At 43.3% G+C, this 22,828-nt stretch carries 23 protein-coding genes and 1 pseudogene; 17 read left to right on the top strand and 7 right to left on the bottom strand.

Annotation, left to right across the window (positions count from 1 at the left end):
- Positions 1 to 2: 2 nt before the first annotated feature.
- The gene (locus MusilaSJ_RS08155; protein ID WP_274989507.1) at positions 3 to 578 is read right to left on the bottom strand and encodes a DUF4296 domain-containing protein; all 576 of its coding nucleotides are present in this window, start codon (positions 576 to 578) and stop codon (positions 3 to 5) included.
- Between the two features lie 43 nt (positions 579 to 621).
- Here MusilaSJ_RS08155 and MusilaSJ_RS08150 point away from each other — a divergent pair, with 43 nt between their 5' ends.
- The 5 genes from MusilaSJ_RS08150 (at position 622) to MusilaSJ_RS08130 (ending at position 5,307) form a co-directional block, all read left to right on the top strand.
- Positions 622 to 1,311 carry a YggS family pyridoxal phosphate-dependent enzyme gene (locus MusilaSJ_RS08150; RefSeq protein ID WP_274989506.1) on the top strand — a complete coding sequence of 230 codons (690 nt, stop codon included), beginning with the start codon at positions 622 to 624 and terminating at the stop codon, positions 1,309 to 1,311.
- Between the two features lie 474 nt (positions 1,312 to 1,785).
- Positions 1,786 to 2,304 (top strand): GNAT family N-acetyltransferase, encoded by a 519-nt coding sequence (locus MusilaSJ_RS08145; protein WP_274989505.1) that lies wholly within the window; start codon positions 1,786 to 1,788, stop codon positions 2,302 to 2,304.
- Positions 2,305 to 2,314: 10 nt separating this feature from the next.
- Positions 2,315 to 3,112, top strand: coding sequence for a PdaC/RsiV family protein (locus MusilaSJ_RS08140; RefSeq protein WP_274989504.1), 798 nt, complete (start codon positions 2,315 to 2,317; stop codon positions 3,110 to 3,112).
- Entirely contained in the window at positions 3,113 to 4,369 is a 1,257-nt protein-coding gene (locus tag MusilaSJ_RS08135) for an aspartate kinase (RefSeq protein ID WP_274989503.1), read from the top strand.
- Positions 4,370 to 4,446: 77 nt separating this feature from the next.
- Positions 4,447 to 5,307: a YitT family protein gene (locus MusilaSJ_RS08130; protein ID WP_274989502.1), complete on the top strand. Its 861-nt coding sequence runs from the start codon at positions 4,447 to 4,449 to the stop codon at positions 5,305 to 5,307.
- A 111-nt stretch (positions 5,308 to 5,418) separates the two neighbouring features.
- Here the strand turns inward: MusilaSJ_RS08130 and MusilaSJ_RS08125 are convergent, their stop codons facing one another.
- Together MusilaSJ_RS08125 and MusilaSJ_RS08120 are read right to left on the bottom strand one after the other, a co-directional pair.
- Positions 5,419 to 5,802: an acyl-CoA thioesterase gene (locus tag MusilaSJ_RS08125; RefSeq protein ID WP_274989501.1), complete on the bottom strand. Its 384-nt coding sequence runs from the start codon at positions 5,800 to 5,802 to the stop codon at positions 5,419 to 5,421.
- A gap of 51 nt (positions 5,803 to 5,853) precedes the next feature.
- Positions 5,854 to 6,852 carry a beta-ketoacyl-ACP synthase III gene (locus MusilaSJ_RS08120; RefSeq protein WP_274989500.1) on the bottom strand — a complete coding sequence of 333 codons (999 nt, stop codon included), beginning with the start codon at positions 6,850 to 6,852 and terminating at the stop codon, positions 5,854 to 5,856.
- 221 nt (positions 6,853 to 7,073) lie between these two features.
- Between MusilaSJ_RS08120 and MusilaSJ_RS08115 the strand changes: the two genes are divergently transcribed.
- From MusilaSJ_RS08115 to MusilaSJ_RS08100, 4 genes and pseudogenes are all read left to right on the top strand, one after another.
- Positions 7,074 to 7,802, top strand: coding sequence for a dioxygenase family protein (locus MusilaSJ_RS08115; protein ID WP_274989499.1), 729 nt, complete (start codon positions 7,074 to 7,076; stop codon positions 7,800 to 7,802).
- A gap of 66 nt (positions 7,803 to 7,868) precedes the next feature.
- Positions 7,869 to 8,390 (top strand): hypothetical protein, encoded by a 522-nt coding sequence (locus tag MusilaSJ_RS08110; protein ID WP_274989498.1) that lies wholly within the window; start codon positions 7,869 to 7,871, stop codon positions 8,388 to 8,390.
- Position 8,391: 1 nt separating this feature from the next.
- Positions 8,392 to 9,093 carry a pirin family protein gene (locus MusilaSJ_RS08105; RefSeq protein WP_274989497.1) on the top strand — a complete coding sequence of 234 codons (702 nt, stop codon included), beginning with the start codon at positions 8,392 to 8,394 and terminating at the stop codon, positions 9,091 to 9,093.
- Positions 9,094 to 9,324: 231 nt separating this feature from the next.
- Positions 9,325 to 10,938 (top strand): annotated as a pseudogene (locus MusilaSJ_RS08100) (FKBP-type peptidyl-prolyl cis-trans isomerase N-terminal domain-containing protein); the annotation flags it as partial.
- A gap of 174 nt (positions 10,939 to 11,112) precedes the next feature.
- Here the strand turns inward: MusilaSJ_RS08100 and MusilaSJ_RS08095 are convergent.
- The gene (locus tag MusilaSJ_RS08095) at positions 11,113 to 11,877 is read right to left on the bottom strand and encodes an SDR family NAD(P)-dependent oxidoreductase (protein WP_274989495.1); all 765 of its coding nucleotides are present in this window, start codon (positions 11,875 to 11,877) and stop codon (positions 11,113 to 11,115) included.
- A gap of 105 nt (positions 11,878 to 11,982) precedes the next feature.
- Positions 11,983 to 12,774 (bottom strand): carbon-nitrogen hydrolase family protein, encoded by a 792-nt coding sequence (locus tag MusilaSJ_RS08090; RefSeq protein ID WP_274989494.1) that lies wholly within the window; start codon positions 12,772 to 12,774, stop codon positions 11,983 to 11,985.
- 188 nt (positions 12,775 to 12,962) lie between these two features.
- Between MusilaSJ_RS08090 and MusilaSJ_RS08085 the strand changes: the two genes are divergently transcribed.
- From MusilaSJ_RS08085 to MusilaSJ_RS08075, 3 genes are all read left to right on the top strand, one after another.
- Positions 12,963 to 14,006 carry an NAD(P)-dependent alcohol dehydrogenase gene (locus MusilaSJ_RS08085; RefSeq protein ID WP_274989493.1) on the top strand — a complete coding sequence of 348 codons (1,044 nt, stop codon included), beginning with the start codon at positions 12,963 to 12,965 and terminating at the stop codon, positions 14,004 to 14,006.
- 148 nt (positions 14,007 to 14,154) lie between these two features.
- Complete coding sequence (locus tag MusilaSJ_RS08080; protein ID WP_274989492.1) at positions 14,155 to 14,715, top strand: dihydrofolate reductase family protein; 561 nt, start codon at positions 14,155 to 14,157, stop codon at positions 14,713 to 14,715.
- Between the two features lie 104 nt (positions 14,716 to 14,819).
- The gene (locus MusilaSJ_RS08075; RefSeq protein WP_274989491.1) at positions 14,820 to 15,356 is read left to right on the top strand and encodes a hypothetical protein; all 537 of its coding nucleotides are present in this window, start codon (positions 14,820 to 14,822) and stop codon (positions 15,354 to 15,356) included.
- Between the two features lie 182 nt (positions 15,357 to 15,538).
- On the opposite strand, the gene MusilaSJ_RS08070 is transcribed toward MusilaSJ_RS08075, so the two are convergent.
- Complete coding sequence (locus MusilaSJ_RS08070) at positions 15,539 to 17,218, bottom strand: GH39 family glycosyl hydrolase (protein WP_274989490.1); 1,680 nt, start codon at positions 17,216 to 17,218, stop codon at positions 15,539 to 15,541.
- Positions 17,219 to 17,450: 232 nt separating this feature from the next.
- Between MusilaSJ_RS08070 and MusilaSJ_RS08065 the strand changes: the two genes are divergently transcribed.
- From MusilaSJ_RS08065 to MusilaSJ_RS08045, 5 genes are all read left to right on the top strand, one after another.
- Complete coding sequence (locus tag MusilaSJ_RS08065; protein WP_274989489.1) at positions 17,451 to 18,287, top strand: phosphatase PAP2 family protein; 837 nt, start codon at positions 17,451 to 17,453, stop codon at positions 18,285 to 18,287.
- A 131-nt stretch (positions 18,288 to 18,418) separates the two neighbouring features.
- The gene (locus MusilaSJ_RS08060; RefSeq protein WP_274989488.1) at positions 18,419 to 18,820 is read left to right on the top strand and encodes a BlaI/MecI/CopY family transcriptional regulator; all 402 of its coding nucleotides are present in this window, start codon (positions 18,419 to 18,421) and stop codon (positions 18,818 to 18,820) included.
- Between the two features lie 15 nt (positions 18,821 to 18,835).
- Positions 18,836 to 20,386 carry a M56 family metallopeptidase gene (locus MusilaSJ_RS08055; RefSeq protein ID WP_274989487.1) on the top strand — a complete coding sequence of 517 codons (1,551 nt, stop codon included), beginning with the start codon at positions 18,836 to 18,838 and terminating at the stop codon, positions 20,384 to 20,386.
- Positions 20,387 to 20,560: 174 nt separating this feature from the next.
- Positions 20,561 to 21,409 carry a hypothetical protein gene (locus MusilaSJ_RS08050; RefSeq protein WP_274989486.1) on the top strand — a complete coding sequence of 283 codons (849 nt, stop codon included), beginning with the start codon at positions 20,561 to 20,563 and terminating at the stop codon, positions 21,407 to 21,409.
- A gap of 370 nt (positions 21,410 to 21,779) precedes the next feature.
- Positions 21,780 to 22,148: a hypothetical protein gene (locus MusilaSJ_RS08045; protein ID WP_274989485.1), complete on the top strand. Its 369-nt coding sequence runs from the start codon at positions 21,780 to 21,782 to the stop codon at positions 22,146 to 22,148.
- Here MusilaSJ_RS08045 and MusilaSJ_RS08040 read toward each other — a convergent pair whose 3' ends face one another.
- Positions 22,149 to 22,727, bottom strand: coding sequence for a Crp/Fnr family transcriptional regulator (locus tag MusilaSJ_RS08040; RefSeq protein ID WP_274989484.1), 579 nt, complete (start codon positions 22,725 to 22,727; stop codon positions 22,149 to 22,151). It abuts the gene before it with no gap.
- Positions 22,728 to 22,828 lie beyond the last annotated feature (101 nt).

Genomic DNA, 22,828 nt, shown 5'->3' with positions numbered 1-22,828 from the left:
GGTTATGACTTTAAGTTTTTTAACGAGTCGGCTTTGCGGGCTCTCTTGCTTTTGCGGGGATGGAATCTCCCGGCCGAGTCGGTTTTTAGTTTAGTTTTTAAATTTTTCAATGAATCGGCTTTGCGGGCTTCCGTGTTTTCATGCGGATGAGTTTTCCTTGCCGAATCTATTTTAGTTTTAATATTTAAGTTTTTTAACGAATCGAGCTTACGCGTAGCCTTGCTCTGTTCTGTTTGCACTTTGGCAAGCGAATCGGTTTTACTTTTAATTTTTATATCCACCTGGTCATAAATGGCCAGCAGTTTATCGGGCTGCATGGCGTAGTACCGCATGCTGCGGTTAAAATGCGCGGTATCGGTATGCAGGCGCTGAAACATGGCAATATATTTACCCGCGCCGTATTTATACAAACTATCGGGTATCTGCGTAGTATTATACAGGCTGCCGTCGATGATGTGCATTTCGGTTAAAACCGCTACCATGGCGTCGGGTTTGAGGACGTCGTTGGGAATACTTTTGCCATTGCAGGCACATAAAAAAAGTGCTGCAGAAAAAAACAAGGTTATATATTTATGCATTCAGTAATTTAGCGGCTGATTAATTAAGCAAATTTACGGATAAATGAGCATTGCAGATAACATCAGAAGCTTAAAAAAGGAAACGGAAGCAGATAAGGTAATATTATTGGCCGTATCAAAAACAAAACCTGTTGCAGATGTACAGGAAGCCTATGATGCCGGACAGCGCCTTTTTGGCGAAAATATAGTGCAGGAAATGGTTGAGAAGTATGAGCAACTGCCTAAAGATATCGAATGGCATTTGATTGGTCACCTGCAAACCAATAAGGTAAAGTATATAGCGCCTTTTGTAAGTATGATCCAGTCTGTTGATAGCCTGAAGCTTTTGCACGAGATCAACAAACATGCTGAAAAAGCCGGAAGGGTAATTGATTGCCTTTTGCAAATTTATATAGCCGACGAAGAAACCAAATACGGACTGGGTTTTGATGAAGCGATTGAGTTGCTGCGGTCTGATGAATTTGCTACGCTAAAGAACGTTCGTATCCGTGGCTTGATGGGTATTGCTACCAATACCGATAACGAAAAGCAGATTAAAGAAGAATATTACGAACTGAACACCTTTTTCGAGGGCATCAAACAAAGCTATTTCCGGAAGGAAGAAAGTTTTGATGTCCTGTCAATGGGTATGTCGTCGGATTATAAACTGGCTATTGAGCAGGGCAGTAATATGGTAAGGTTGGGCAGCACGATATTTGGAGGCAGGGTAATTAAGCATTGGAAGAATAATTGACTGGAATTTGTCTGAACCGGAATTTATGGAATTAAAGAATTGACAGAATGAAATTACCATTCAAATAATTCGCTTAATTCGATAAATTCCGGTTCAGACGAAAATCCCGCGCGTTCCGCCCGTTGTTGGTGTTGTCACCAACAACATGTTTTTTGAAATGAAATTAAGTGTTCAATTTTTTAAAAACGGGTGTTCAGTTTGTAAGATTGTGAAAAAGCTAAGTATTTGATTGTCAGTTATTATGTGTTCATTTTGTTTGAATGGGCAATAATCCGTAAAATTAAATGGTTGATTATCAATTGATTTTTTTGTGGAATATCTGTAAGTGTTCACACCTAAAAAAGTTGAACACCTGTTAAAATAAATAGAAAGTTGTTGGTGACAACACCAACAACGGCGCAGAATTGACTGAATGTTTGCCAAATTCGATAAATTCTCTTAATTCGTTTAATTCGAGTTCAGACAATTAATAACATGAATAATACAGAAAATAAAATTGAAAGTCAGCCCCCTCTTCAGGGGGCCGGGGCATTAATTATAAGGGAAGCTATTCAAACCGACTGTCCGCGCCTGATGGAGCTGGTGCATGAGCTTGCCCTCTATGAAAAAGCCCCGGACGAGGTTACCGTAACCTTGCAGCATTTTGAAGAAACCGGGTTTGGCCCTAACCCGGTATGGAAAGCTTTTGTGGCCGAAGTTGACGGCGTTGTGGTTGGTTTTGCCTTGTACTATGTTCGCTACTCCACCTGGAAAGGCTCCCGCATGTACCTGGAAGACCTGATCGTAACCGAAGAGATGCGCGGCAAGAAGATCGGCAAACTGCTTTTCGACAGGCTGCTCCGGGAAGCTAAAGAGAAAGGTTTCAGCGGTATGGTTTGGCAGGTGCTCGACTGGAATGAACCGGCCATTAACTTTTACAATAAGTACGGCGCGAATATTGAGGCGGGCTGGTTAAATGCTTCGCTTTCAAAAGAGCAGTTGTTAAACTACTAATACTATACCTATGAAAAATCTGTGCCTGGCGTTTTTTCTGGCGATGGGATTATCATCGTGCCAGTGGGGCGTTCCTAATAAAATTCCCGAGAAGTCATTTGATACCCTGCGTTATGCTTATAAAGTTATCAAAGCACGGGCGGCAGATTGCGGTGCTAAGGCCGATAGCGCCTGTACGGTAGTGAAAATTAACTACCCAGTTTTTGACAGCGCAAAAACTTTAAATGATACCGTAACCCGTAAGCTTACATTGATGTTTGCTACGGATGGAAGGCCCGACACCAGCCTGGAGCTGATGAGCAAAAAGTTCCTGAAATCATATGATGATTTCAGGAAGACTGACCTGCGGTCGGGAATGTTTTTTACGCTGGATGATTCCGTTAAGGTAATCCACCAGGATTCGAGCTTAACAACGCTCGAAGTGCGGGGTTATTCATATACCGGCGGCGCTCATGGCAGCACATCTGTCGGCTTTATAAACTGGGATACCAAAGCCGGTAAAAACCTCAAACTTGATGATGTGCTTGTTGAAGGGTATCATGATAAATTAAATGCCGTTGCCGAAAAGATCTTCAGAAAGAATGAAAAATTAAGTGATACCGCATCTCTCGCCACCAATTATTTTTTTAAGGATAACAAATTCGCGCTCAATACTAATTTTTCCATTACGCCACTTGGGATTAAATTTTTGTACAATCAGTATGACATTAAACCATACGCGGCCGGTATTACCGAATTGTTTATTCCATACGCACAGATCAAATCATTAGTACAGCCGGGTTCGGTTGTAAGTCAATTCATTAAATAAATGCTTGTTTTTAAATTCGGAGGGGCATCAGTTAAAGATGCTGCGGGTGTTACCAACCTTGCTAATGTTGTAAAACAATATACTGATCAACAATTGCTCATCGTGATATCGGCCATGGGCAAAACCACCAACGCGCTGGAGAAGCTTACCAAAGCCTACATGGAGCAAACCGATGATATGCATGAGATCTTTAACCAAGTCAAAGAGTATCATTACAACATTCTGAGCGGATTATTTGAACCGGGGCACCCTGTATTTGATGAAGTTGCCAATACCTTTGTGGAGATTGACTGGGCCATTGAGGATGAGCCACACGATAGCTATGATTTTGTATATGATCAGATCGTATCCATCGGTGAGCTGGTGTCAACCCGAATAATTAACGCCTACCTGAACCAGGCTGGGCTCAAAAGTAAATGGCTTGATGTACGCGGATATGTGCATACAGATAATACCTACAGGGAAGGCATAGTTGACTGGGATAAAACTAAAGCAAGTATCAGCAAGGATCTTCCAACCTTACTTGAAAAAAGTATTGTTGTAACCCAAGGCTTTTTAGGTGGTACCTCCGAAAATTTTACCACCACGCTTGGCCGCGAAGGGTCTGATTACACAGCATCTATATTTGCAGCTTGCTTAGGTGCCGAATCGGTTACCGCCTGGAAAGATGTTCCGGGCATCCTGAACGCCGATCCGAGATTTTTTGCTGATACGGTTAAATTTGATGAGCTCTCCTATACGGAAGCCATCGAAATGACCTATTACGGGGCCAGTGTCATCCACCCAAAAACTATCAAGCCGTTACAGAATGCACGGATCCCATTGCTGGTAAAGCCCTTTACAGATCCATCAGCACCAGGCACCATAATTAAAGAGGATGGACATAATCAGTTTACAAAACCGGTGATCATTTTGAAGCAGAACCAGGTATTGCTATCAGTATCAGGCAAGGATTACTCGTTTATAACGGAAGATCACCTAAGCGATGTGTTTCGCCTTTTTGCTCAAAATAATGTTAAGGTAAATGTGATGCAAACTTCCGCATTAAGTTTTTCAGTTTGTTTCGACCTGAACGAAGAACGTTTTGAAAAGCTGTTAAGTGGTCTTAAGCAGGATTTTAAAGTGAAGTATAATGAGGGTTTAACACTCATTACTGTACGCCATGATGGGGTAAATACTATTAAGCAACTAACAGAAGGTAAAACTATTTTGTTGGAGCAAATTAGCAGGAATACGATACAGGTGGTGGTTAAGTAAACGTAAAAAAAGTTAGTTTATAAACATTCGGCTGTGTTTAAATACCCGCCTTTAGCCCCAAAAAGCTATATTTGGGCATGAAGGCAATCAACACCATCAAGGATTCAGCTAATATCGGACTCGGGATTTTATCAGCAGCTTTTGGCCTTAAGGGTTTTTTACTTTCAAGCCATTTTATCGACGGAGGGGCCACCGGGGTTTCCATGCTGATATCTGATATAACCTCTATTCCTATATCGATATTGATCTTTGTTATCAATGTTCCTTTCTTGTGGCTTGGTTATCGCAAGCTTGGGCTTTGGTTCGCGATTAAAAGCACGGGGGCCATTGCGCTTTTATCGCTTTGCCTGGCATTGGTCAGCTTTCCGGATGTTACTCATGATAAATTGCTTACCGCGGTATTCGGCGGTGTATTTATTGGTACCGGCAGCGGGTTGGCCATGCGCGGCGGAGCTGTGCTTGATGGCACTGAAATAGCCGCCGTACTGGTAAGTAAAAAAACGCAGCTGCTTAAGGTGAGCGATTTTATTTTGCTGCTTAACGTTTTGATATTTGGGGTTGCAGCCTCGGTACTGGGCGTTGAACCGGCCATGTATTCGATATTAACCTATATGGCCGCCGCCAAAATGATCGACTTTTTGCTGAACGGCATCGAACAATACTCGGGTATTACCGTGATCTCGACCAAAAGCGATGCGATACGGAGGGCGATAACGGTTACGCTTGGTAGGGGTGTTACCATTTACCAGGGGAAAAGTGGTTATGGAAAAGACGGTCATGTGAATGATCCCCGTGATATTGTTTTCACAGTGGCTACCCGTTTGGAAATTCCATCATTAAAACAAACTATTCTTCGTATCGATCCCAAGGCCTTTATTGTACAGCAAAGTATTGATGACACTACAGGCGGGTTGTTGAAGCGCAAGAAACTACATTAAGAGAGCTTAAAGCTTAAAGCCGAAGGCCGAAAGCTTTTTTTTAAGCATCTTTAAATAATGGTAATAGGATAGCGGTTTCTGGCTTTTAGCTTTCCGCTTTAAGCCTTCAGCTTAAAGAACGCTTACCGGGTGCTTATGATCATCAATGGCAACAAAGGTAAAAGTGCCGGTGATGGCTTTTTCGCGCACAAAGGAGTACATTTCTTCAATATAGATTTCAACCAAGACTTTTAGGCTGGTATTGCCGATATGGGATATACGGCCAACAAGTTCAATAATGGTACCTGCAGGGATAGGGCGGTTAAAGTCGATCCTGTCGGATGATACGGTAACCATTTTTTTACGGGTGAAGCGGGTGGCCGTAATGAAAGCTACTTCGTCCATCATGGCCATTGCCGAACCTCCGAAAAGTGTTTCGTAATGATTGGTGTCGCTCGGGAACACGGTTTTGAATATCCGTGATTCGGCTTCTTTAATTCGTTCTTCAGTAGTCATTGAGTTGAATTTTAACTCCCTCTCCTTTGGAGAGGGTTGGGCTGAGGTTGCTTATCTCAATTTACCCCACTTTAAATAAGTAGCGCCCCATGAAAACCCTGCGCCAAATGCTGTCAGGATCATGTTATCGTTCTCTTTAAAATCTTCTTTGTAATCCCATAACGCCAGCGGGATAGTGGCAGCTGTGGTGTTACCATAACGGTCGATGTTGATCTTAACACGGCTTTCAGGTAGGCCCAAAGCATCACCTACGGCGTGGATAATGCGGTAATTTGCCTGGTGGGGTATTAGCCAGTTGATATCATCTATGGTAAGGTTGTTACGCTGCAGTACAGATGTGCAGCTTTCAGTCATCCCTTTTATAGCAGCTTTAAAAACTACACGGCCATCCTGGCGTATATAATGTAGTTTGCCATCAATAGTTTCTTCTGATGCCGGGTTCATAGAGCCGCCGCCGGGTACATATAAATGCTCCCTGCCGTGCCCATCTGTTTTAAATACACTGTCAATAACGCCAATATCTTCGGTAGATGGTTCAAGCAATATCGCGCCGGCGCCGTCGCCAAAAAGGATACAGGTGTTACGGTCGGCATAGTTTACAATGGCGCTGTTTTGATCGGCACCGATAACTATTACTTTTTTATAACGGTTGCTTTCAACCAGGCTCGAGCCAAGGGTAAAGGCATAAAGGAAACCACTGCAGGCTGCATTAACGTCAGACGCCCAGGCATTGCTTAAACCACATTTATCACAAACGATGCTGGCGGTAGAGATAAGCAGGTAATCGGGTGTTGAAGTGGCTATAATAACGCAGTCTATTTCAGAAGGATCAATTTTGGCATTTTCAAGTAGATTTTTCACCGCAAAGGCGGCCATGTCTGAAGTAGCCATTGATCTGTCGGCGAGGATTCTTCTTTCTTTGATCCCTGTACGCGAAACTATCCAGTCGCTGTTAGTTTCAACCATTTTTTCTAAATCACTGTTAGTTAAAATGTTGTCAGGAACATAGCCACCTACACCGGTAATCACCGCACTGCTTTTTAATGCCATAAATATTATATACTCTCAAAAAAACATGCAAAGATAGAGAAATTTGACGGTTTAAAGTTGTCATGCAACTGTATGTTTATACAATCTTATCTTCCCGCACACAGATAATTTGCCGTTTATCGACACAAAAAGGCAGCTAACCGACACATGTTTCAACACTGACTATACCACTTTTACTTTTGAATCAACGATTTAGATTAAACTTAAAAGGAGAACATACAATGGAAAGAAAGAACTTTTTAAAAAGCCTGGTAATCGGCGCAGTGTCATCGTCGGTATTGGTTGAAGCCTGCAAAAAAGATGCGGATACCGCCACAACTACTACAACTTCATCTTCCGGCAGTACTTCAGGTTCAACCGATTCAGGCACTTGCAGTGTTGTGCCTACCGAAACGGAAGGTCCGTATCCAACGCATTCGCCTGCATCATATGTAAGGAGCGATATTACCGATGGCCGTACAGGGTATAAGCTTACCGTGAAAATTACAATCAACAACAGTAATAATAGCTGTAGCGCGCTTTCGGGAGCGTTGGTTGATATCTGGCATTGCGATGCGGAAGGCAATTATTCTGAATATGGCGGCAGCGGCACACAATCAACAAATTATACTTCCGTACATTTTTTGCGTGGCAGGCAAACTACCGATTCAAATGGCCTGGTAACTTTTACTTCTATATTTCCAGGTTGGTATACGGGCAGGGCTACGCATATTCACGTTCATGTGTATAACTCATCGGGTACATCATTGAAAGTAACGCAGATCGCTTTTCCGGAGGGCACCGGCACGGCCCTGGCGGCTGTTAGCGGTTATGCTAAAGGCATGAGCGGATATACGTATAATGCGAGTGATAATGTGTTTAGCGATGGGTATACGCTTGAAACTGCTACTGTTACCGGTAGCACCACTGCCGGTTTTGTATTAGCTATCAGTTTAAGTGTGCCTGCTTAAAATTTTAATCTTGTTTTGTAACAGGGCGCCGGCTGTCGCCGGCGTTTTTGTTTTTTGAACCATCATATGCAAAAGCGCGTCATCATTTTATGTTATCGTAAAATCATCGATATCCGGTCGGTTAAGCAATGGGATAAGCTGGTTTTTGAAAGCACCTACCTGGAATTTAAAATGCAGGCCCAGAATTTTAGCCAGGGAACAGCCTATACTTCTTATGCTGAATTGTTAAGGAATGTGCCCAATGCCCAGCGTTTAACCGGTATGGTTATACCATCGGTTACCGGTTATATTCAGCAGCTTGGCGGTATTATGCCCGATATTTTAAATAATGTTGGCCGGCGGTTCCTTACATTCAGCAAGTTTCAGCTGGAGATCATCAATTCGGATATTAATGATAAGGACAAGCACCAGATCGCGGTCAATTTCTATTCCGAACCACTGATCTGGCATGATACCATCGACAGCTACTTGCTGATATCTGATCATACACCAGAAATCCAACAATTTGCCGAAAATAATAGCATATCTACTAACCTTATGCAATTGCAGCCGTATATAAATATAACTTCACTGCAATATCACAATTAACATGGAAAAGATCTCACCGGGACAAATACATTTAGCCGACCAAAGAGGTTTCACGAAAACCCACACCTTGAGGCGTTACAGCAGTTTTAACTATGGTAACTACTTTAATGAGCATCGTAAACCCTTTGGCCGGTTGGAGGTATGGAATGATGAAATGCTGGCGGGCGGCAGTTCGGTTGATGTCGCCGTCGAAAACTCCGGCTGGTTTATTTTAATGCCGGTAACCGGCGAGGTATTGTTAAAAAGGGTAAATGGAGATATCCGCCTGATTGATGTTGGAGAGCTGTTTGTAGGTTATGCTGTTGCCGGTGAGGGGCTTGAATTAACTAATCTTTATAAAAGCGATTGGATCAATTACATTTATTTTCAGTTAAAAGATGATGAGGTTATAGATCTACCGCGCGACGCGGTTTTTAAATTTGATATTACCAACAGGCAAAATGAACTGATCGACCTGGTCCCCACCAGCGGAATGCATCCGTTTCGATTGCATGCAGGGGTATTTGGCGGGAGGGCGGATGCGCTTTATCAACTTAAAAACAATAAATCGTTGTTTTACGCATTTGTGCTTGCCGGGGCTTTTGAGCTGCAGGGCCGCCTGATGCATGAGCGTGACGGATTGGCGTTATGGCAGTTGGAAGAGGCTGACATGGAAGCATTAAGCAATAACGCGGTGATTGCGATATTGGAAATATTGCAGTGATTTTAGAACTGCATGTAATATTATGCGATTGGTCAGTGTTTTTTTAGCAACTATAATCCTGTTTAATGCATCATTGATGTCACGCTTCCCTGTAAATCTGTTGAATTAGTGAGAAAACAATAAAGGAGTGTTGGGTGTAATAAATTGAAAAATAGCTATAAGTAGCTATTTTTTCTATGACGGGATTGTCGCAAATTTACGGGAACCAATATAACTTAATCCCCTCCTGCAATGAAAAGGTTTTTCGTTTTGTTTATTGTGCTATTAAGTACAACATTTTGTTTTGGGCAGCTTCCCTATAGTGAAAAAGGTGTCACCATTAGCTATGACGGCAATAAAAAAATAGGTACACGATACGAAGAAAAGTGTAAAGCTACATTAGATGTTTATAGAGTTACCGGAACTGTAAAAAATAACAACAGTGATAAAGCGGTTAGATTGAAGGCAACGGCGTTAACTTTCAACGGTAATGACTGTGGCTGGTATGAAGGCCATTATGGAATTGAAAGTGAGATTTACAGTATTAATTTTTCAAACAATCAGAATTGGCACGGGCAATGGGTGGATATTTTACCTGATGGCCGGCTTACGCTCTCTGCAGAAGTATTGGTAAGCCAGGACAGAGGCTGTCCCGAACCTGGATATCGTTTTCAGTTCGATCTCGTTACTTTACAGGAAAAACCAACCCAGGCTCAGCAGGCCCCGGTCAAAAATTCTCTCCAATGGTCAAACTGGCAGTCTTTTAGCATTGACAATTGTAATCCTAATATCGAATACAGGTATCTCGTGGAGCGGGGCAACGCCTTAAATTACCAGGTACACATGTGGTTTGAAGTTAAAAATAACAATGACAAAACCGTCTCTTACCTGTTTAATTTATTAGATGATAAGGGGAAGGTTCATTTTGGAGATCAGCACGTTACCCAACCCGGTGAAACAACTCGTTTTGTACATAAAATGAGTGGTGACATTATAAAAAGATGGAAACTGGCGAATTTGGTTTATACTAATACAGGAAAACCTGTTTGTGAAAAGCAGCAGAGCACCAATTTCAATCCCCCGGCGGGTAATAAACAAAATACGCCGGCGGCCAATATTCAAACAGCTAACCAGGGCAGTCAAAATACAAGTAATAGCGGTAGTACAAGAACCGGGATAAAAGGTAATAGCGGGGAATTTACCTATAAGGGGCTCAGATACGCCGGGAAATGCACATCTAAACCCCGAGATCAGGACTGTAATGGTGGTAGTATATCTGTATCAATGCAATCGGACGAGAGAACAGTATGGATTTATAATATGCCCCAGAACAGTAGCGGAACCTATAATATAGGAAACGGTTTGGGCGGTAATTGCGAGTTACATTTTATCTTACCCTTCTTTAATGCTGGTAAATACCAACCAGAGGGGTCTTCAAGTGGCACGCTTACTAAAACATCAACCAGTAGTTTTACATTTACCTGTAAACTTTCAAACGGTGAAACCATTACCGGTTCTGGAAATTATGGCAGCTCAGAGGTTAAATCTGATGTTGTAAAACCAGAACAGCAACCTGTTGCCTCCGGGCAATCGCCGGTAGATGTAAAACAAGAAGCCGAGAAGTTTTTAGCCGAAAATAGTAAGAAGCCTGGCATTATTACCACACCCAGCGGCCTGCAGTACGAAATAATTAGCCAGGGCTCAGGGCCAAAACCATTATCGTCAGATAAAGTTAAGTACATTTGCTCGTGGGCCACTATAATCGGTAAGGAAATTAAAGACACCCACGAGGGCCGTACGCCGGTCGAACGTATTGTTAATCAAATGGTTCCAGGTATGGCAGAGTGTTTAAAATTGATGAGCGTTGGCAGTAAATACAGGATGTTTATTCCGGCTAAACTCGGGTACGGCGAATCGACGACACCTGGTTATATATATATTGGGGAGGTAGAATTGCTTGGGATAGTGAAATGAAAGATGTTATAATTGAGAGGAGTTCATTGGTATTAATAAACTCCTCTCAATTTGGATATTCTCCATTTAAATAGCCATACCACCTGATGCTTCAATACGCTGGCCATTAACCCAACGCGCATCTTCGGTACAAAGAAAAGCTACTACGCCGCCGATATCTTCTGCAACGCCCGGCCTGCCCAATGCAGTTATGCTGCTCACCATTTTCTGTGTTTCTTCGCTATTGCGCAAATGGCCGCCGCCAAAATCGGTCATGATAGCACCGGGAGCAACCACATTGGCCCTGATACCTCTTGCGCCGAGTTCTTTAGCCAGGTAACGGGTGAAAACTTCTACCGCGCCTTTCATGGATGCATAGGCCGAAGAACGCGGAACTGATACCCGCGTCAACCCGGATGATACGTTGACAATCCCACCGCCATCGGCCATCAACGGGATCAATTTTTGAGTTAAAAAGTATACACCTTTAAAGTGCACGTTCAACAAATCATCAAAAAATTCCTCGGTAACATCGCTGATGGCGCTGTAACCGCCTTGTCCCGCATTGTTAATTAAAAAGTCGATATGATCGGTTCCAAATTTATCCGTCAAAACTTCACGCAGTTTTTCGGTAAATGCATCAAAGCTTTTAATTACTCCGGTATTGAGTTGCAATGCTGCTGCCTTTGCGCCGCTTTGTTCTGCAAGGTTAACCACCTTTGCTGCCTCCTCTGCATTGGTATTGTAGGTTATAATAACATCTATTCCTTTTTCGGCAAGCCTTAAGGCCATGTCCCGGCCTAAGCCACGGCTGCCGCCGGTAACTACGGCAATTTTATTTCTGTTTTCCATTTCTTTTTGTTTTGATACAAAAGTAAAACAGATAGGAGGGGAGGCGTTTTAATAAATCAATCCATTATTTACAAAATTCAAATAATGGTTAAAATATCGGCGCTTTTAATAATCGTACAACTGTGGTTTAAATCTTTTAGCCAGGTAGCCGGTAGCTTTTTCTAAATCGATATCAGCTATAATTACACCGGTTGTGCCATAAGCCTGGTAAACTAAACAGGTGCCATCCGGTGCTATAATCGAACTTGCCGATTCCGGATAAAGCGAACCATAATTGGAACTGGCAAAATAGACGGTATTTTCCAGCGCCCGCATCATCATGGCCTTTTCGTAATAGGGGTTTGCCATACTTCCCCATTCCGTAAGCAGCACGCCTTCGGTATTACTGCCCGAAAAATGCGGGTGGAAAACAATGTGCGCACCATTGCGGGCTGCCCACCTTACCGATTCGGGATAACGGAAACCCTCGTGGCAAATGGTAATGCCAAATTTTAAGCCGTTTACCTCAAAAATACTTCGCTGGTTGCCCGGCACCCAAATGGTATCTTCCGATGGGTCTAACTGGTTTTTAGTTTGATATCCAAGCACTTCGCCGGTTTGGGATACTACATGTGCAAGGTTTAAAAGCCCGTCTTTGCCGTACCAATCCATAGGCATAATTACTGCTATATTATTTTCAGAGGCCATCCTGCATACTTCATTTAATGCTGATTGCAGTATTTCCGGCGATGTTGGCTCCGGATCGGCTATCATACCCGGATATCCCGGTATGTATGATTCAGGAAAACAGATAACCTCTGCCTGTTGTGACGCTGCATCCTTAATCAGCTTTTCGGCTTGTTGCAAACCATCATTAATTGATTTCGGGAAAGGCGGAGTGACAATGGCTATTTTCATGCGATGTTAATCTTTATGCTAAATTAAATGATTGCTTTTATCTGTGGTTAATAATATCCATTCAAGTGTCAGTTTTTTTATTTCAACGCCGCAGACGGGTAATATTTGTAAAATATGATTGTACATTTGTTATGGAGATCCCCTCCAAATCAATAAATCATCATTCACAATACTTAACATTTACTACCATGATTGAAACAAAAGCGTATGCCGCGCAAAGTGAAACCACGCCGCTTGCTCCCTGGACTTTTGAGAGGCGCGAAGTTGGTGCTCATGACGTGCAGTTTGATATTTTGTACTGCGGCGTTTGCCATTCCGATTTGCACCAAATCAAAAACGATTGGTTCCCCGGCATTTTTCCTATGGTGCCCGGACATGAAATTGTTGGCCGCGTAGTTAAAGTTGGCGAGCATGTAAAAGGTTTTAAAGTTGGCGACCTTGCCGCTACCGGCTGTTTGGTTGACTCATGCCGTACATGCGAAAACTGTAAACGCGACCTTGAGCAATATTGCCTCAATGGCAGCTCACAAACTTATAACGGCCTTGAACAGGATCATAAAACACCCACTTATGGGGGTTACTCAAACACCATTGTTGTTAATGAGGATTTTGTGCTGCACCTTAAGGAAGGGGTTGATCTGGCCGCCGCTGCCCCGTTGTTATGCGCCGGCATCACAACCTACTCGCCGCTAAGGCACTGGAAAGTAGGCAAAGGCCATAAGCTTGCCGTGCTTGGCTTAGGCGGCTTAGGCCATATGGCGGTTAAATTCGGTGTTGCCTTTGGTGCCGATGTTACGGTATTAAGTACATCGCCTAAGAAAGAAGAAGACGCTAAAAAATTAGGTGCTCACCACTTTGTGGTAACTACCGATCCAAAACAGGTTGAAGCAGCTAAAAACTCCTTCGATTTTATTTTGGATACCGTATCGGCCGAGCATGACTTTAACATGTACCTGTCGTTATTACGTACCGATGGCGTTCATATTTGTGTGGGCGTTCCGCCTAAACCAGCCCAGATTGCTGCTTTCAGCTTATTGGGTGGCCGTAAAAGCTTAGCAGGTTCAGGAATTGGCGGCATTAAAGAAACCCAGGAGATGCTTGATTTCTGTGCCGAAAATAACATTGTTTCGGATATTGAAATGATTGATATCAAGGATATTCACACTGCTTATGACCGTATGGAAAAAGGCGATGTGCGTTACAGGTTTGTAATTGATATGGCTACATTGTAAAGTAATTTATAATTGATAACAGAAGGCCGTGCGGGAGCATGGCCTTTTTACTATAGTCATATTTACACCCTTTAAAAGTCGCTTTAGCCCCCTGCATACGAAGGAGCACCGGTTTAATTTTGACATAAAAAATATAATCACTGATATTATGAGAAACTTAGTATTGTTTATGCACATTTCGCTCGACGGTATGGTTGCCCGCACTGATGGCGCTATGGACTGGATCAAAGTGAGCAACGAGCTGTTTGAGTATGCCAATGCCCGCACACAGGTAGCTGATACTGCCCTATATGGTCGTAAAACCTTTGAAATGATGGACGCCTACTGGCCAACAGCAGCCGATGGGCCAAACCCCTCAAAGCATGATATTGAACACGCTACATGGTATAATAATACACTTAAGTATGTAGTGTCTGAAACTACTGCCCGGCAAAATACCGATAAGATTAAATTTATCAGTGATGATGTAAAGGCGCGGATTTCAGACCTCAAAAAACAGGAAGGCAGCGAGATCATCATGTTCGGCAGCCCCGGTCTTGCCCGTTATTTGATGCAGGAAGGATTGATTGACGAATTTTGGCTGTTTATAAATCCGATAGTACTTGGCGCGGGTGTTCCGCTGTTTCCCAATACGGAAATAAAACTTAAACTGGAAAAAAGCACAACTTTCGCCGATGGTGTTCTCGGGGTGCATTATATCAAAGAGTAGTATTTTGCAGGTAGATATAATTGCCGTTATAAAAAAAACTGCAACCTGAGGCAACGCCTTTGCTAAAATGGTAGTAATCATTATGTACACAAAATATTTACTACATGAAATTACTATCAAAGTTAACAGCAGCGGCCCTTGTGACAGGAGCACTGTTTTTTTCCAATACGGTAAAAGCGCAAACCACTCCTGCAAATGCGTTCCGTTTAGGTTTAGGAATTGAAACCGGCTTGCCTACAGGTGTGGCAAAAATTGGCACTACTTTTACTTTAGGTGGTACAGCCCGTTTGCAATATGGTATAAGCAATAGTTTCGCGCTTACTTATACTATGGGCGGGTATCATTTTTTCCAGAAAAAAAATCCGGTTACAGGTAAACGCTATCCAAGCTATGGTGAAATCCCTATTAAATTTGGTTTCAAGGAGTTTTTTGTACCAAGTGTATATGTTGCCGGCGAAGCTGGTATCGCTTACGAAAAACTGGAGGAGGGTTGGGGGCCGCACAGGCTTGATCTTTCGCCTGGTATAGGCTGGGCCAATAAAACCTGGGATGTAAGTGTACGCTATGAAAACTTTTCGGGCGCTAACCAGGATCATTTCGGTATGGTTGGCCTGCGTTTAGCTTACGGATTTGCTTTATAAGGTTTATGAAACTTTGACCAACCCACTCACTCCGTTGTGTTGATTATGCTGACCCTCTTCCCGTTTTGCGGGAGGAGGGTTTTTATTTGTTTTCCGGGTTAACGGTAATTATGCTATCCTGATTAGGATCGGTGTTAACTATCTATTAAAATTATCCCTACCATGGCAATTGATGAGTTTATCTACCAGCTAAATTTTAAAAGTGCCACGCCCTGCCTTGGTAACAATACAGTGGCACCTGCCAGCCCTGATTTACCCTGTAGCGTAACCTGTTTGCCGAACTGTTGTAATTGCCCTGCTTTTTCAAGTTCCTTAATTTGCGCGGCTGTAGGTTTTTGCGGCGAACCCATCTTTTTCCACACTTCATAGGCATTGCTATGCTCATCATCAACGCGGTATTGACTTAGTTTTACAAAGGTGGGTGGCAGGTGTTCTATCCTGATCTTTACGGTTTTCCCTGCATCATGCTGGTCATCGTCATGGTAGTTCCACAGCAATACGGTCATTTCTTTTTTATCTGCGGCTGCCAAAGCACCGATATCTGTATTATTTCCCCTGATGCTTGAATCAGCTACGGTTTTAAGCGAATACATCTGGTCGCCGGTTACTTTCAGGCGTTTGCCTTTCATCATGCCCAGCATCCGGAAAACGTTAAGTACCGGCTTATCAATTCCGTTTGTAGCCAAATCGCGGAAGCCATAAAACCAGGGCTGGTTTTCAAACTCGAACGACCATGATACGGAGCCCATAAAGTTTACGCCTAATGAATCGGCCAGTTGGTATTCCCTTGCTATCGACGCTGCCGTATAGCTCGAATACATGGTGCCATTACGATAAGCATTTGACGGGTTGGTAGCCATGCCGCAGGCTGCACAACCTTCCGGGTCCGATTCGCCTATTACTATCGGCGTGTTTTTAGTTTCGGGGTATGATGCCACAATTTTAAAGCCTTCCCTGATATCGCGGATCTGCGGGGCCATGTTCATGCGCACCCGGCCATTGATCAGCGTAGGCTGCCCTTTGGCATGGAAAGAGATCACATCAATAGGCGAACCTATTTTGCCTGTCGCGTAATTGGTATCAGCTATACAATGTTTAATAAAAGCATTCAAAAATTTCATTCCGCCGGGGCTTGAGCCGCCTGCAACTTCCGGTCCGCCTATGTGTGCAGTGGGCAGTGCCCGTTTTACACCATGTGCGGCATAATCGTATAGTTTAAAGAACTCTTTCATAGTACCTTTCCAGTAGCCTATGTTCGGTTCGTTCCACACTTCCCAGTACCAGCTTTCAACCTCGGCCTGGCCATAGCGTTGTACACAATGCTTTACCCATTGATAAATAAGCTCTTCCCACTTATTATAATCTTTGGGAGGGTAGGCCCATCCTGTGTAAACATCATCATAGTTATCGCCGGGTTTCCAGTAATGGCGATATGGTTTGGGATGAGTTGACAAAGCCTCGGGCATAAAACCAATCTGTGCATAAGGTTTCATGCCCAGTTTAATGTAAGTATCAAAAATACTGTCGACCAAACGCCAGTTATAAACCGGGTTTCCATTGGCGTCTTCAGTGTACGCGTTTGTCGATCCCCATTTCAGCGCCGCTGTGCCGTCACCGCTGGTGAGCAGGTTATGAACCCGCATGCGTACCGGTACAGGGCTTAATGCTGCCAGTTCTGAAAGAAGCTTTCGCCCGTCTTTCATATAGGTATAATTGGGTTCGTCATGTCCAAACCATGCCCAAAAAGGGTACATATCGCCAATTTTATCATGTAGGTTAATGGTGATATTGGCCTGATCCTGGGCAAAAATGCGGCTGCTGATAAATAATAAAAGGCAGGGGATAAGTTTGATGATCTTCATTCAGATAGTTTGGTGGTTTATAAGGAGTACAGATCAAACATAGGTAATTTTATTTATTGTTAAAAGAACAATTAAAATGAAGGCCCTGCCTCTCATCAATTTTAAACGGCATACAACATATTTAATATAATTTACGTTAACAGCGTGTTAATTTATTGTTTACGTACTTCAGAAATTATACAGAATTGAACTGTATAATTGTATTTTATCAGCGCTTAATAAGGGGGATTCTTTGCAAAAGTTCAGGTTTTATTTTATTTCGATGCTATTGGCAGCTTCGTTCTCGCTGCCGTCATATGCCCAGGTTAAGGATACGTTACAAAAAGATGCTGTAAAGAAGGATTCTCTGCAAAAAGACTCTGCCAGGAATATCCTGACATTGCCCGATACGGTTAAGCATCTTCAAAGTAAGTTTCCATCATACATACCGCCGGCTGCTTTTATCACTTATGGCCTGCTATCGTTAAAAGTAGGATTTATACGTAATATTGATTACCGTGTACGGAATGACATGAACAAGGATCATCCCGGTTTTCGCACCAGTGTTGATAATTCACTCCAATATGCGCCAATAGTTTCAGTTTATGCTTTGAACCTGGTCGGCATTCATGGTAAAAATACATTTATTGACCGTACCATGCTGCTGGTGCTTTCTGAAGCCATATTTGCCGGCACCACTTTTGGTTTAAAACGCGTAACCCACCGTGAGCGGCCGGATGGCTCCGATAAGTTTTCGTTCCCTTCGGGGCATACCGGCAATGCCTTTGTCTCTGCCGAGTTTATGGCCCAGGAATATGGCGACCGATCGCCCATATATGGCGGTATAGGATATGCCTTTGCAACCACTACAGCAATCCTGCGTGTGTATAACAACAAGCACTGGTTTAGTGATATCATAGCAGGGGCTGGTTTTGGGATCTTATCAACCAAGGCGGCTTATTACCTGTACCCGCTTATCCGTAACAGCGTGTTTCGCGGCGGAAATGAAAAGGGCAAAAACAATAACTCCTTATTATTGCCAACTTACCAGGACGGAAGGGTAGGCTTAACCTTCGCCAAGAGTTTTTAAACGACTGATCTTATATTTATAATGTACAACCACCTTAGTATTAGGGTGGTTGTTTTTGTTATGGCTGATTTTTTTCAATAAAAAACAACTTAGCTATTGCAACGTACGTTTTTAATACATACCTTTGGTTTATGAGTTTGTTTAAAAAGGGTATTCCTGCTGATGTAACGCCTACCAAAACCGAAATGGATGTATTGCGGGTGTTATGGCAGTACGGTCCGTCGACAGTGCGGTTTGTGCATGATAAGCTTAATGAACAAAAGGAAGCGGTAATTTACACCAGTACCCTTAAGCTAATGCAGGTAATGAAAGAGAAGGGGATGCTTGAGCGTGACGAAACCAATATGAAGCACATTTACAGCGCGGCCGTTGAGGAAAGTAAGGTGAAGGGTAATATGCTTGGTCGTTTTGTTGATTCAATGTATAACGGTTCGCCGAGCGATTTGATGGTAGCCCTGTTGGGTAACGACAAAACATCGGCCGAAGAACTCAAAAAAATAAAAGAGCTGCTCAAAAACATGGACGATCAATAATTAAACTTTACAGATATGTACCTGCTCCTTAACTCCAACATCATTTCCCAAAGCCTGATACAGGCGTTTAGCTGGATGCTGATCCATTCACTATGGCAGGGTTTGTTGTTGTCGGTGGTGAGCGCGGTGGTGATGCTGCTCACCAAAAAAGCAAGCGCGGCAATAAGGTACAACCTGGTGCTTGTACAGTTTTTACTATTTGTTGGCGCCTGTCTGTTCACTTTTGCCTGGGAGTGGAGCAAGCATCCGCAGCAAAATATGGTACAGTTTGGTAATGCCATAGGGGGCAGGGCATCGGCTTTATTAAATCTTAATGCCGATGGGATCCGGAATTTTGCCAATACCTGTATCGGGTATTTTACAACCAACGCACCAATGGTTGTATTGCTATGGTTTGTATTTTTCCTGTTCCGCTCGGTAAAGATGATGGGCGGGCTCATGTTTATCCATACCGCTAAACACAGGCAGATATCCGAACCGGTTGGTTACTGGAAAAGCAGGGTTGAGCTGCTTTGCGAAAAGCTGCAATTGAAACGGGCTGTACGGCTATTAGAGTCGGGTTTTGTAAAAATGCCGATGGTTATAGGGCATCTGAAGCCGGTTATCCTGATCCCGGCAGGTTTGCTGTCAGGTTTGCCGCCCGAACAAGTTGAAGCGGTATTGCTGCATGAACTGGCCCACATCCGCAGGTATGATTATATCGTTAACTTTTTACAAACCGTAGCCGAAACCATATTTTTCTTCAATCCCGGTTTATTATGGATCTCGTCCCTGCTTCGTGATGAGCGGGAAAACTGTTGCGACGATATTGCCCTCGCCCAAACAAAAAATAAACGTGAGTTTATACAGGCATTGATCAGTTTTAAAGAACATTCGCTTTACGGCGCGAGTTATGCAGTTGCATTTCCCGGCAAAAAAAATCAGCTGCTGCAAAGGGTAAGCCGCATCCTGGGGAATAAGATCAAGACAGTAACTGCTGGTGAGAGGGCGTTTTTGATAGGCGGTGTTATCATCTTTTCTGCTATTATAGCCACCGCTGCCATTGCACAGATCAGGAAAATTAATTATCCGGAAAGCAGTAATAATCATACATATAAACAGGAACAACACGCAGCTTCATTTGCCGGCAGCCAATCTGCAGTAATTGTTAAGCGGGCAGATAGGCCTAAATATTCAAAACGTAAATACATTGCCAATGTTCTGAAACCTGTCCGTGCCAATGAAAATATGGTTGCAGCTAACGCTAATCCGGTGTCTCCGCAGGAGCAGCTTGAGCGCGACGCATTGGCGGCGAAGCAGCGAGCCGAACAGGAAAACCGGCCGACTTTTGATAAAGCGCAGTTTAACCGGGAACAGGAACAAGTCAAACGCGACCAGGAGCACGCTAAAATAGACCAGGAACAGGCGCGCCGCGATCAGGAACAGGCCATGCGCGATCAGGCGCAGGCTAAACTTGACCAGGAACAGGCCGAAAGAGATCAGGTACAAGCTAAGCGCGATCAGGAGCAGGCGGTAAAAGATCAGGCGCAGGTAAGTAATCAAAAAAACAGCACCTATAAGGAGTAAAACAAGCGTTCAGGATTAAGCAGCCAATTTTCTTATTTGGGTTGTAAGGCGGGAGTGCACCCTGCTTTATAGGCCGCGGTATGTAATAATCATAAATGTAATTGAATTTTAAAACTGCCCGTGGGCAGAAGGGAAAGCTATTGCCCAATTTTTAACTTTTAAATCAACGGAAAAATGAAAACAAATTATTTAAGAAGTGCCCTGCTGCTGATAGCGGCAACAGCATTAACAACTGCGGCAAACGCTCAGAAACCAGGGAAAAAAACGGCCCTCAACTCTTATAACAATTACGACACCTTTGATGGTAAAGGTCGCGAACGTATCCAAACCAACTGGAAAGGTAAAACTTACCAAATGGAGCTGGCAAACAACAAGCTGATAGCTTTGGCTGTTGACGGCGAAATTATCCCGTCGACCAAATGGGGTGAATACAGCACAGTTATTGCTGCCATTCGCGAACAGATCAGGAAAGACAGGATCCAGGCTAAAAAAGATCAGGCACAGGCTAAAATTGATCAGGAACACGCCCGCCGTGATCAGCAGCAGGCGAAGCGCGACCAGGAACAAGCGAGCCGCGAACAGGCCCATGCAAAACTTGACCAGGAGCAAGCCGAACGTGACCAGGTGCAGGCTAAACGCGACCAGGAACAGGCAGCAAAAGATCAGCAACAAGCCAAACGCGACCAGGAGCAGGCAGCTCGGGATCAGGAACAGGCGAAGCGTGATCAGGAACAAGCTCACTTAGACCAGATCCAGGCAAAAAAAGACCAGGAGCAGGCAGCTGAAGATCAACGCCAGTTAAAGCTGATGACAAGCGATTTAGTGGCAGATCATATTATCCCTGATGAAGGAGCATTACATGAGCTTTCATTTAATGGCGAAGAATTGATTGTAAACGGCAAAAAACAGCCCGACAGCGTATTTAAAAAATACAGTCAAAAATACCCTCGCTTTGCCAGGGGCAACACGTCGTATGAAAATGGCAAAAGACAGTTTAACGGGTTGCATATTCACAGGAATTAAGTAATCTATTTCATAATAATCTGGCACAAAAGGGTAGAACGTTTATTATGATTCACCCTTTTGTTTTAAGTTAGATGCGTAAATTCATCTGAATGAAAGCCTTCCTTATCCTCCTCGTTTTAATTATTAGATCCAATTGTTTATTTGCTCAGGAAGATACTTATAAAACCGCGAGGGTTGACGGTGTGCTTTATAAAGCTATTTATAATGCCAGCGGTGGGAAAATATCAATTTTAAAATCCAATGGCGAGATAATGTCGCGCATCAATAGCTTGGATTACTCGAGCTTTCACTCATTTAAGTTTACTGATTTCAATGAAGATGGGTATAAAGATCTCCTCGTCGAATATATATATCAAATGTTCCGGGAGTGTGTGAGCTGCTGTTGTATGATAAACGAACTAAGAAATTTGTACAGGTAAAAGACTTTCCTGATTATCCTGAGCCGCAACGGTTGAAAAATACAAACCTGTATTATTCATACCATCGCAGTGGCTGTGCCGATTCAAATTGGGATAGCGACCTATTCAAAATTGTAAATAATAAGATTATCAAAATAGGTAATATATCAGGATTGGATTGTGGTGGTAAAGAAACTGGTGTATTTATTACCAAAGCGCGGGGGGCAAAAGAGCACCTACTCAAAGAATATCCGATCAGCGAAATTGGAAAATATAAGAATTATAAATGGGGATTTATTGAACAGTACTGGAAACGTAATTACCGTAAATTCATATAGTCACTTCTTCAAATTCCTGGCCCTTAATTTACTCAAAAACTCGGGCGAAATACCCAGATAGGAAGCTATATAATGCTGTGGCACCCTTTGTGGAATGCCGGGGTAACGATTAATAAACCCCAGGTATTTTTCCATAGCGGTGGTAGCTATGGTTTTATACAGCCGTTTTTGAACTACGGTCAAATGCCTTTGTAGCATGAGCCTGAACATGCGCTCAAGCTTGGGCACTTCAGTTAGGAGTCGCTCTTTTGAGTCGCGGGTAAGGATGAGCAGCTCACAATCTTCCAGGGTTTCAATATTCATATGGGCAGGGCTTTGATCCTGAAAACTGGCCAGATCGCTTACCCACCAGTCTTCAACCGCGAATTGCAGGGTCACTTCTGCGCCGTTTTCGTCAATAATATATTCGCGGATGCAGCCCTTGTTTACGTAGGCTTCAAAATTGCAGACGCTGCCGGCTGTGAGCAGACGGGTTTTTTTAGGGATTTTCCGGTATTCCAATATCTCATTAAAAAGGGCTGTTTCCTCTGCAGTTAAACTAACTGACCGTGCCGCGTAATTATTGATGTTTTGAAACATAGCTCAAATATAAGCGCGGTTAGGGTTATACCCGCAAACATCGGGGCGCTAAATAATTTCATTTCTTGTTCCAGTTCAATGGATTTTTAGGATAGATAAGC

It is taken from the genome of Mucilaginibacter sp. SJ (assembly GCF_028993635.1).
Classification (GTDB): domain Bacteria; phylum Bacteroidota; class Bacteroidia; order Sphingobacteriales; family Sphingobacteriaceae; genus Mucilaginibacter.
The sequence above is the reverse complement of the archived record's forward strand: the minus strand, read 5'-3'. Positions and strand labels throughout refer to the sequence as shown.